Origin of the sequence: Candidatus Viridilinea mediisalina (genome assembly GCF_002532535.1) — a bacterium.
In the GTDB taxonomy this organism is placed as follows: Bacteria; Chloroflexota; Chloroflexia; order Chloroflexales; family Chloroflexaceae; genus Viridilinea; species Viridilinea mediisalina.
Map to the genome: position 1 here is coordinate 1 of NZ_NQWI01000150.1, position 10,102 is coordinate 10,102.

Sequence of the window (10,102 nt, forward strand, 5' to 3'; positions counted from 1 at the left end):
TTCATCCTTCATCCTTCATCCTTCATCCTTCATCCTTCATCCTTCATCCTTCATCCTTCATCCTTCATCCTTCATCCCTCACCTCACCGTCCGAAACCCTTGCAATCGCCCAGGCACGCGGTAGTAGGGCGAATTGAGGTCATCAATGCGGATGCCTAACGCGGGGCTGGCGGCATGCACCATGCGCGTGCCGCCGATCATCATGCCGACGTGATCGATTCCTCTCCCTTCTATTGCGAAGAAGACGAGATCGCCGGGCTGCACGGCAGCGGCATGCACGGGCCGCATGCCCGGCCATTGGCCGGATGTGCCATGAGGGATGCTGATGCCAACTTGGGCGTAGGCCCAGGTCATCAACCCGGAGCAGTCGAAGGCGTGCGGCCCCTTCGCGCCCCACACATAGGGCTTGCCCTGCTGTGCGAGCGCGATCTGCACCACCCGACTCGCCCCCGGCGGGAGGTCGAGCGGAACGGCGCGCATCCCCTCGCCGGCCCCGTCGTCCCACGGCGTCGTCGCCCCCGGATGGCGACACTCCGGCTCATCGGGTTCGTACCAACGGGGCTGCTCATTCACAAACTGCACGCGGAGGGTCTGCGCCCCCGGCGCGCGCAGGTCGGAGTTGGGCGTCGGGGTTGGCGTGGGTGTCCCTGGCGGCAGCGGCGGTGCAGCCCAATGCAGCGTCAGGGCGACGGTATGGGGCGTGCCTTGCGGGGCCAAGATGGGTACGTCTACCACGGTGACCCCGGGCGGGATCGTGTCGGGCAGGCCTACATCCGCATCGTCGGGAAGGTTGCCCGCACGACGCAGCGCGGCGCTGCTCGTTGCCCAGACGCCCGTGGCCACCCGCCCATCGGCGCCGGTCACGCCCGTTAATTGCACCTGCGCCCCGTAGTGGATCGGGATGGTGCGCGAGGTAGGGTTCGTCCACTCGATCCTGATGGTGTGCAGTTGCTGCCCGTCGGCTTGTACGGCTCCCCCGGTTGCGGTGACCAAGGCAAAGACGGGAGGGATGCGCATACGCTGCCCAAAACGAGCGGTCGTCCCCATGCGCACGTAGGGGGTCGGGCTGGGGAAGGGCCGCAAGGTACTGTCGGGGTATTCCTGTTCCCATTCGGCGTAATACTCCACGTCATCCTGTTGCGGGCCGCTTGGCACCGCCGTCGGACGCGGGTTGCGTGACTTCTCTGGGCCACTCAGCCCCCACGGGCGCGGCGTGGGGCTGGGGCAGGCCCAGCCGGGCGATCCCTCCACGGGGGCCACCTGGTCAAGGTGAGCCAGCCCACCACACGCCAACAAGGGCAGCAGCATGAGAACGGCCAGGAGGTACACCGCGAAGCGCGAGCCAGCAACCGGGTGGGCCGTCGGCATGGGGCAACACTGTTCAGAGACGACGGGGTTCTTGACGCCAGGGCGCAGCGGCGCAAGGGGTTTGGCGTAAGCATGCCAACCCGTCGCGGTCTTGCGCCTTCGCGTGAGTTTCTTTGAAGGGGTGGAGGTCAGCCTCATGGCGCACCTCCGGGGGGACTCGTCGGCGTGGGCGTGGGATAGGCTAACGTCGGCACGATACGGCGCACATCAAGCGTGCGGATCATGACCTCGTGCGCGTTCTCCACCCACGCCATCCAGACAATGGGCAGGTTGCGCGGCTGGGCGATGGCAACAGAACCCACGGCAGCCCCGCCACTCACCAGCGGGACGCGCTCGGCAAACGAGGCGGGCTTCCATGCGGGAGCATCCAGCGTGCGCCAACTGGCGAAGTGGGTATTCTCGCCATTGCCCCACAGCCCACCGGCACAACACGTCCAGACGGAGATCCACGCCTGGGCCACCGGATCGGCGGCGACGGCCACCGCTTCAATGGTGGCACCATCAGCACGAACAATTTCCTCCGCCTCGCCCCACTGCACCCCACCATCCCGCGAGGTGAGCGCGTAGACGCCACCCGCCCCGAAGCGTGGGTTCATCTGCAACCCAACCAGCGATGACACCCCACCGCCGTTCGCATCAGGCAGATCGACCGAAACGCCCCGTATCGTCCAGAGCGCTTCTTGGCCCACCATACGGTGCTGCATCGTCCAAGTGGCGTCATCCCATCCTTTGCGGTAGAGATCCACACGGCTGCCATAGGTTGTCACCGCTGCCACAAGCGCCCGCTGAACCCCTGGCACCCCATCACCCACGACGAGCAGCGCCCCGGCACTTGAAGACCAGGTCGCTCCATTGGTGGGGACGGTCTGCTTGGGCTGCCAGACCCCATCCGGCGTGCGATGGAACAGATCCACGTCAGCCGCCGCTTCGTGGCGCAGCGCCAACACGAAGAGGTGGTTATCGAGCGTGGCCGTCGCATCCAAAACGGCGCGGTAGGAACCGAGCAAATGCGGCGCACTCCACGTCTGCCCCCGGTCGCGGCTCGTGCTGGCATACAAGCCCATCGCGGGGAACTCCGTCACGCCCCACACCACATGGATCGCGCCATCACCGGCGACGGCGACGGCCACCGTGCGACTTCGCTCCGGCGCACTCGCATGGGTGCTGACGTGCTGCGTCGGCTGCCAACCGCCCCGCGCCGGGTCGTAGACCCGCACAAAGACCCGTGGCACCGCGCCACGTTGCCCAAAGGGAACATCAACGGCAGCCACCACCGGCCAGCCCTCGGTAGGGTGAACGGCGAGCGACATCCCAAAGATGGGATTCGGGAGGAGCATCAGCGACTGGCGATCCACCACGGGGAACTGGTGATCCGCGTTGGTGCGCGTCGGCACGGGCGCGTGCGTGGGCCACGGGGTAGGCCACGGCTCCAACGTTTCCCCCGGCTGCGGCGTACAGCGCGGCAGGGGCGTCGTCGTGGGCAGCGGCGTCGCACTGGGGGCCGGGGTATGGGTCGGATCGCCTGGGTTAACCACCTGCGTTGGCTCCACCGTCACCGGCAGCGGCGTGACCGTCACCGGCAACGGCGTGCGCAGCGCCCCTTCCCAGCACCCCTGCGTCTCCGCCGTCGCCATACGCTGCCCATAGCTCAGGCGCGATGGCACGCCGCACGCGCTCAGCCCAAAGACGAGCGCGACGACGAAGAGAAGCAAGAGAGAGAGGGAACGAGCATGCATGAAAAAAACCACAAAAAAAAGCGCCCCTCGGAGCGTTGCTGATCAAATCAGGCTCCGAAAGACGCGCTCTATGCCCTTGCGCACGGGCAGGAAAAATTGTGAAGCGAGGCCGCCTCTAGTATAGCCGAAAAAACGAAGTGTGAAACAGGGGATGGGGAGTAGGCATGCATCCCGACATACGCACCTGTAGGGGCGTAGCAGCGGCCCGCCCCAAGAATCATCAAGAAGGAGGGAATATATGGGCCGCTGCTACGCCCTCTCCGTGAAGGCAAGCATCCCGTAGCGCACCCAACGTAGGGGCGTAGCAGCGGCCCTCCCCAAGAATCACCGCGAAGGAGGGAATGTATGGGCCGCTGCTACGCCCTGCCCGGCGGCGATCACCAATCCATCGCCATGCGCGGTGCGGGCATGGTTCCATTAGGAGGGCGTAGCAGCGGCCTTTGGTTTACGGTGTGGGCATGGTTCTTTTGGGGGCCGCTGCTACGCCCCTACGTTGCGGGGTAATGGGGGATCGTCTTCATCATGAATGCACGGCGGGTGCGATGGGCGATTTGCCCGCCACAAATTCATGGAAAACGCATGGCCTTCCATCGCACCCAATGGCATCGTGGTATTGCACCGGGAGGGCGTAGCAACGGCCTTTGGTTTGTGGTATGGGCATGATTTCCCTTGGGGGCCGCTGCTACGCCCCTACGTCAGGGGAACATGGGTTGTTCGTCCAACTAGGGGGGACACCAAGCGAGCGGTGCAACACGTTACGCCACACCCCTTGCGCTCCTGGGCTTTGCCATCCTCAAAGCAGATCGGCTATACTTGCTGATCAAGGTTTATCTTTACGCACGAGGAGCGCCTCATGCCCCCAGATGCCGAAGCCCCGTCCCTCACCACCGCCCGTGATGGCATTCGCCACGCCCGTTGGCCTGCGCTGCTCGCCGGGGCGGGTGGCGCGGCAACGGTGGGCCTGCTGGGCGCAGCGGGCCTCGCGCCACTCCTTGCTGGCCTGGGCGCGGGGGCGCTGGCCACTGGCCCGCTGATCGAGTGGCTCACCAGTATGGGCATGAACGCCCTCGCGGGTTGGGTAGGCAACCTTGCTACCGACGGGATGCGGGCGGCGCTTGCCGATGATCAACCCGATCCGGCATGGCTTGCGGCGTTGGCCCAGCGCCTCGATGCGGCTGCTACCAATAACCAGACGCTCGCCACTGAGTTGGCCACCCTCCTGAAGGAACTTGATGCCGTACCGCTGGCCCTCGCAGCCATTGCCGAGGAGCAGGGGGCGCAGCGTGAGGTGCTGCGTCTCCAGTACGATCTGCTCCAGCGTCTCAGCGCCGACATGGCGCGTCTGAAGCTGGCTGATGAGGCGTTGAGGGCGGTGGTGGTGGCGCAGGCTGATCTCATCATTGCCGCGATAACGGCCCATGCCGACCGCAGCGATGCGCGGCTTGACCAGATTCTCAAGGAAGTGGTGGCGTTGCGCGATGGGCAGCAGGCATTGATTCAGATCAGTGGGCATGTGGGTGACGTGACCTTCAAGGGGGATGTGGCTGGCGGCGATCTCTACAAGGGCAACACCATCTACCAGATCGTGCAGCACCAGGAGCGCCTGCGTGACTACCTCGCCATGTTGCAGCGCATGGCGGCGCGTGAGGCAGCCGCGACGCTTCAGGCCACGCCGAGCCTGCCGCAGAGTGCTATGCTGCCCTTCGCTGCGCTCTGCCTACGTATGGCACGGGTGGCGCTGAACTGGAAGCCGAGCGAGGATGCGGACGACCCGCTAACCCGACGCACGATAGTGACCCATCTGCTGCTGCCGTTGGCCTCCCAGCAGTTCTTGGATCACCGCGAAATGTTGGCGCTCGATACGTTGGCCTCGCCTGAGGTGACGCGCTTGGTGAAGCAGATCCGTCAGGACTATATCAAGCGGCTAGGCCGCATGAGCCGTGAGGAGTATGGGGAGATTCACATGCACCTGCTCACGGCCCTTGCCGAACCACACTACACCGCAGGAGTGGTGCGCCTGCTGCAGCACATGGCCCATAGCGAAGTGGGCCAACGGGCGCTTGGCGTGGCCTATGCAGAGCGGGTGGAACGCGAGGCAGCGGCGGCGCAGCAGCCAACCAGTGCCGATCAACCACCGCAGCCAGCGCCCGTGCCGTGGCTGCTCCACTTCTTCGCGGCGGGGATCGCGGGGGAGCGCGTAGGCGCGGCGGTAGGGGTGGGCGTAGGGTTGGGCGTGGGGGTAGGGGCAGGGTTGGGCCTCACCACAACCCTGCTCAAGCTCCTCGCGCCCCCCGCCGAGCCGCCCCTCGCCGAGCCGCCCCCCGCCCCCGCAGCGCGGCCCGTAGCCAGCACCACCTGGCGCATCCCGGTCACCATAGCGCAGTGGCACGACGAGGTTGCCCAGCGCAACGAACACTTTGGCGCACCGGCGGGCTACTGGTGCTACGTGCGCCCCGGCACCTACCGCATCGGTGGCTGGGAGCGGGACGAACGACACGCCAACCTCACCCTGCCCGCCTTCTGGATCGCCCGTGTGCCTATTGTTGTGGCCCAGTATGCCGCCTTCATGGATGACGGCGGCTACCACGAGCGGCACTGGTGGACGGCGCAGAGTTGGTGGAATCGGCGAAATGAACTATCATCACCCTGGAGGTGGAACTACCCCCCCTGGAACCACCGCCCGCGCCAAGCACTGACCGGAGTGACTTGGAACGAGGCGATGGCCTATTGCGCTTGGCTCAGCGCCCAGCTCAGGCTCCCCCAGGGCTACACGGTGCGCCTGCCGAGTGAGGCGGAGTGGGAGGTGGCAGCGGCCTACGATGCCGCTTGGCATCGGCACAACTACCCCTGGGGCGAGACGGCACCGACAGATCGCCACGCCGTCTTTGAGCGGCCATCGAACGAAGGCGCGCCCGATGTCGCCACCTGTGCGGCGGGCGCTGCCGCATGTGGTGCGCTTGATCTGGCCGGGACGGTTTGGGAGTTGGCGAGCAGTAGCTCTAAGGCATACCCTGAGGGGGCGGATGCGTTGGCAAAAGACTTTACAGGCCGTGATGACGATGTACTTTTTCGGGGGGGCGCATATCACGAAAATAGTACAAATGTTCGCTGCGGGGCGCGGCTCCGCGGCCTTCCCGGCCTCGACCTCAGCTACGTCAGGGGTTTTCGGGTTATTCTCTCCCCTCGCTCGCGCATTGGTTCTGATTCCTGAGTTCTGAATCCTGTTTTCTGCGTTCTGAATTCTGCGATGCCGATGGGCAGGGCGTAGCAGCGGCCTTTGGTTTACGATATGGACATGGCTCCCTTGGGGGCCGCTGCTACGCCCCTACGTTGTGTGGTGATGGATTGGTGATCTCCGCCACAAATTCATGGAAAACGCATGGCATCCCGTCGTAAGGGAATGTAGGGGCGTAGCAGCGGCCCGCCCCAAGAATCACCGCGCAGGAGGGAATGTATGGGCCGCTGCTACGCCCTCTCCGGGGAAGAACAAGAATCCATCGCCATGCGCGACGTGATGGATGGGTGCGCGCACGATGGATGAACCTGGCAACATCGAAAATACCACCGTATCTTTTTGCCCATATGAGCGGTATATCTATGAGGAGGAATTCGATGAGCGCGAGGAGCAACACGATGCCCTACGATCCAGAACGACACCATCGGCGTTCACTGCGGTTGCGTGGCTATGATTATCGCCAGAGCGGGTGCTATTTTGTAACGATCTGTACCTATCAACGCCAGCCATTGTTTGCCAAGCCAAGCGCACGGGCGATTGCAGAGCAGCAGTGGCTCCGTTTGACCGATGCGGGGCGGCGGGGGCGTTCGGCGGTGCGGGTTGGACTGGATGCTTGGGTGGTGATGCCCGATCATGTTCACGGGATTATTGTGTTGACGCCCTCTGTTGATCGGTTTGATCCGCCGGATGGGGCCACCGGAGAATCTACGGATGATCAAGACGAGATGGTGAGAACCTTTGGGCTGCCGGTTGCCCCTGGTTCGTTGGGGGCCATTGTGCGCTCGTATAAGGCAGCGGTCGCACGGCGGCTACAGGGTATCATTGGTGAGCAGCGCAAGGTTTGGCAACGTAACTACCATGATCGGGTGGTGCGTGATGAGCCTGAGCTTGTCGCCATACGGCATTATATTGAACAGCATAAATAAATATGAAAGCGCCATATGTTTCATTGCATCCCGTCGCATCCCGTCGCATCCCGTCGCATCCCGTCGCATCCCCATCATAAGGGAACGTAGGGGCGTAGCAGCGGCACTCCTCAAGAATCGCCGAGGAGGAGGGAATGTATGGGCCGCTGCTACGCCCTATCCGGGGAAGAACAAGAATCCATCGCCATGTGGTGCGGACATGGTTCTCTTGGCAGGGCGTAGCAGCGGCCTTTGGTTCACGGTATGGGCATGGTTCCCTTGGGGGCCGCTGCTACGCCCCTACGTTTGTGTGGTGATGGGGTGGGCAAATCATTCACTCCCGAAGCCACGGATAGGTTCTTGGGGTGCGAGGGATGGCCCTCACCCCCTGCCCCCTTCGGCAAGCTCAGGGCAAGCCTCTCCCACGTTGTGGGAGAGGGGGGAAGGCATCGAGATTCTTGGTGTTGTATTGTCCACCACACATTCATGGAAAACGCATGGCTCATCACTCGCCCCTCGCCACCCCGCTCGCATAGGCTGGCACCGTAAACGACGCCACCGCCCCCATGCCCACTCCCGATGAATCAATGGTGAGCGTGCCGCCCATCAATGCCACCAGTTGCGCCGACAGGGTGAGGCCCATGCCCATGCCATCGCCGTGCATGCCGGGGAGCCGCACCCGCACAAAGCGGTGGGTTAGCATCGTGAGGTGATTGGGGGCGATGCCACAGCCCGAATCGACAACCGCACAACGCAGCAACGTCTCACCATCCTGCGCGATAATGATGGTGATGCGCGCATCCTCGGATGGGCCTGCGGCCTTGACCGCCGCAATCGCGTTGCGGAGCAGGTTACGCAGCACGCGCTCGGTGCGTTCTGGATCACACCACGCCGCACCGACTCCAGGTCGCGTCTCGACACTCATGCGTATCGCCGTGCCTGCGATGCTCGGTGCCACTTCATCCACCAACTGCACCGCTAACTCGCTCAGCGAAACCAACGTGGGATGGAGGGGCAACGAGCGCCCTTCGGTCACCAACGCCACATCGTGCAGATCCCGCGCAAACGCGACCTGCCGCCGCACATAGCGTTGCAGCCGCCGCTCACATGTTTGGGCATCAGCGGTCTGCCCGTCATGCAGCGCCGTGATCAGCCACTCCACCATCCAGACGAGGCCCATCGCCTCGTGACGCAGATCGTGGGCGATCCCCGTCGTCAATTGATGGTGTTCGTCCACTCGTAAGCTGTGTATAATGATGGAAGGAGTATCAAGAAAAAACTGTAAGGATCACGATCATGCCCGCGCGCGACATCTACCACAACATGGTCAAACATGCGCTCATCAAAGCGGGGTGGCGGATCACACACGACCCGTTGCGCTTGCAGTGGGGCACCAGAGATATGTATGTAGATTTAGGTGCAGAAGCATTGATTGCAGCAGAACAACAAGATCAGAAGATTGCGGTTGAGATCAAAAGTTTTATCGGCCCGTCAGAGATCGAAGATTTACGCAATGCGCTTGGCCAATTTGTGTTGTACCGCACCATCCTGGAAACCACCGAGCCAGAACGCACGTTGTACCTGGCGGTGCGTGAAGCAACCTTCTTTGCCATTTTTGACGAACCTGTTGGCAAGCTTCTGATAGAGCAACAAGATTTACACCTTATCGTGTTTCGTCCCGATCATGAGGAGGTTATTCAATGGATACCGTAACGCACTACCAAGAGATTATCCAGCGCGTGCTCCTCTCATACACCGAGACGCCCTATGCCCATGGCAATATTCAATGCAAACCGGTATTTGATACCACACGCAACAGCTTTATGCTCATCACCGAGGGATGGGATGGCGTGCGGCGCATTCATGGCTGTCTTGTTCACATCGAGATCATTAATGAAAAGATATGGGTACAGCGCGACGACACCGATCGCGGGATAACCTATGATTTAGTAGAATCAGGGATACCAAAAGATCAGATTGTGCTAGGCTTTCAAGAGCCGGGTGTGCGTCAATTTACTGGGTATGCTGTGGCGTAGGCTGTTTTGGCTGAACATATAATGCCAGAATCCTCGGCACCCGATGATACAACTATGTTGTTGATTGGCAATATAGGAAATCTTATATTATTAGATGCGCAAACGAACAATCGGGAATTAACACAAATGTCATTTGAACATAAAAAAGCACATCTCATTAAGATAAACTATCCGATAGATGAATACATTAAAAAACAAAATACATGAGCATGTACTCAAATAAAAGAACGCGCCAATATCTTAGCGAAAAAATCTATGACGAGATCGCGATTATTTGAATTAGAGAAGTGAGAACACCACCCATGCGCTCCCACTGCGTCACGGCGAGGCGGTGATTGGCCCCATCAGCAGCAGCCCGACCAGCGTCGGGATGACGAAGAGCATGCCCACCACCAGCACTCCGGCGACCGTGGCGCTCAAGATGAGCGCCGCCTGCGGCGAGGGGGCCGGGGCCACGTAGATCAGTGTCGGATCGGGAATGAGTTGTGCGGGCAGGTTGCTCGCGTGCTGCTGCGCCCGCGAGTCGCTGACACGGGCCAGGGCCATCGCCACCGGACGCCGCAGCACGAAGATGATGAGCAATGCGGCGAGGATGACCAGCGCCACCGGCACGAGGGTGACGAGCCATGCCGTTTCGGGATGGGTGATCTGCGGATTATTCCCCATGAAAATCTCCTGTTATACCAATTACCATTGAACAGGCCGCATGCCTCATGACATTCAAGCGCATTGAGACGCCCATGTCCGGCTATCAGCTATCGGCTATCGGCTATCGGCTATCGGCTATCAGCTATCGGCTATCGGCTATCGGCTATCGGCTAT

At 61.9% G+C, this 10,102-nt stretch carries 10 protein-coding genes; 6 read left to right on the plus strand and 4 right to left on the minus strand.

Annotated features, from left to right (window positions below):
• Positions 1-78: 78 nt before the first annotated feature.
• Positions 79-1,506, minus strand: coding sequence for a C40 family peptidase (locus CJ255_RS19515; RefSeq protein ID WP_097645763.1), 1,428 nt, complete (start codon positions 1,504-1,506; stop codon positions 79-81).
• Complete coding sequence (locus CJ255_RS19520) at positions 1,503-3,104, minus strand: Kelch repeat-containing protein (RefSeq protein WP_097645764.1); 1,602 nt, start codon at positions 3,102-3,104, stop codon at positions 1,503-1,505. Before CJ255_RS19520 ends, CJ255_RS19515 begins: the two co-directional genes overlap by 4 nt.
• Positions 3,105-3,449: 345 nt before the next feature.
• On the opposite strand from CJ255_RS19520, the gene CJ255_RS23765 reads away from it, so the two are divergent.
• The 3 genes from CJ255_RS23765 (at position 3,450) to CJ255_RS19530 (ending at position 7,265) form a co-directional block, all read left to right on the plus strand.
• Positions 3,450-3,608 (plus strand): hypothetical protein, encoded by a 159-nt coding sequence (locus CJ255_RS23765; protein ID WP_165774824.1) that lies wholly within the window; start codon positions 3,450-3,452, stop codon positions 3,606-3,608.
• Positions 3,609-3,957: 349 nt separating this feature from the next.
• Positions 3,958-6,315, plus strand: coding sequence for an SUMF1/EgtB/PvdO family nonheme iron enzyme (locus CJ255_RS19525; RefSeq protein WP_097645765.1), 2,358 nt, complete (start codon positions 3,958-3,960; stop codon positions 6,313-6,315).
• 422 nt (positions 6,316-6,737) lie between these two features.
• A complete protein-coding gene (locus CJ255_RS19530; RefSeq protein WP_097645766.1) occupies positions 6,738-7,265 on the plus strand; it encodes a transposase in 528 nt (175 codons plus the stop codon).
• Positions 7,266-7,749: 484 nt separating this feature from the next.
• On the opposite strand, the gene CJ255_RS19535 is transcribed toward CJ255_RS19530, so the two are convergent.
• Entirely contained in the window at positions 7,750-8,481 is a 732-nt protein-coding gene (locus CJ255_RS19535) for a sensor histidine kinase (RefSeq protein ID WP_097645767.1), read from the minus strand.
• A 59-nt stretch (positions 8,482-8,540) separates the two neighbouring features.
• Between CJ255_RS19535 and CJ255_RS19540 the strand changes: the two genes are divergently transcribed.
• The 3 genes from CJ255_RS19540 to CJ255_RS24970 are packed head-to-tail and all read left to right on the plus strand — an operon-like array spanning position 8,541 to position 9,487.
• The gene (locus tag CJ255_RS19540) at positions 8,541-8,957 is read left to right on the plus strand and encodes an element excision factor XisH family protein (protein WP_097645768.1); all 417 of its coding nucleotides are present in this window, start codon (positions 8,541-8,543) and stop codon (positions 8,955-8,957) included.
• Positions 8,945-9,280 carry a XisI protein gene (locus CJ255_RS19545; protein ID WP_097645769.1) on the plus strand — a complete coding sequence of 112 codons (336 nt, stop codon included), beginning with the start codon at positions 8,945-8,947 and terminating at the stop codon, positions 9,278-9,280. The genes CJ255_RS19540 and CJ255_RS19545 overlap by 13 nt, the downstream gene beginning before the upstream one ends.
• A gap of 21 nt (positions 9,281-9,301) precedes the next feature.
• Positions 9,302-9,487: a GmrSD restriction endonuclease domain-containing protein gene (locus CJ255_RS24970; RefSeq protein WP_097645770.1), complete on the plus strand. Its 186-nt coding sequence runs from the start codon at positions 9,302-9,304 to the stop codon at positions 9,485-9,487.
• 111 nt (positions 9,488-9,598) lie between these two features.
• On the opposite strand, the gene CJ255_RS19555 is transcribed toward CJ255_RS24970, so the two are convergent.
• Positions 9,599-9,946 (minus strand): hypothetical protein, encoded by a 348-nt coding sequence (locus CJ255_RS19555; RefSeq protein WP_097645771.1) that lies wholly within the window; start codon positions 9,944-9,946, stop codon positions 9,599-9,601.
• Positions 9,947-10,102 lie beyond the last annotated feature (156 nt).

What these genes read in the sequence shown, in the direction of transcription:
- CJ255_RS19515 (WP_097645763.1), bottom strand. Translation starts at nt 1,506, where the DNA reads ATGAGGCTGACCTCCACCCCTTCAAAGAAACTCACGCGAAGGCGCAAG.
- CJ255_RS19520 (WP_097645764.1), bottom strand. Translation starts at nt 3,104, where the DNA reads ATGCATGCTCGTTCCCTCTCTCTCTTGCTTCTCTTCGTCGTCGCGCTC.
- CJ255_RS23765 (WP_165774824.1), top strand. Translation starts at nt 3,450, where the DNA reads ATGGGCCGCTGCTACGCCCTGCCCGGCGGCGATCACCAATCCATCGCC.
- CJ255_RS19525 (WP_097645765.1), top strand. Translation starts at nt 3,958, where the DNA reads ATGCCCCCAGATGCCGAAGCCCCGTCCCTCACCACCGCCCGTGATGGC.
- CJ255_RS19530 (WP_097645766.1), top strand. Translation starts at nt 6,738, where the DNA reads ATGCCCTACGATCCAGAACGACACCATCGGCGTTCACTGCGGTTGCGT.
- CJ255_RS19540 (WP_097645768.1), top strand. Translation starts at nt 8,541, where the DNA reads ATGCCCGCGCGCGACATCTACCACAACATGGTCAAACATGCGCTCATC.
- CJ255_RS19545 (WP_097645769.1), top strand. Translation starts at nt 8,945, where the DNA reads ATGGATACCGTAACGCACTACCAAGAGATTATCCAGCGCGTGCTCCTC.
- CJ255_RS24970 (WP_097645770.1), top strand. Translation starts at nt 9,302, where the DNA reads ATGCCAGAATCCTCGGCACCCGATGATACAACTATGTTGTTGATTGGC.
- CJ255_RS19555 (WP_097645771.1), bottom strand. Translation starts at nt 9,946, where the DNA reads ATGGGGAATAATCCGCAGATCACCCATCCCGAAACGGCATGGCTCGTC.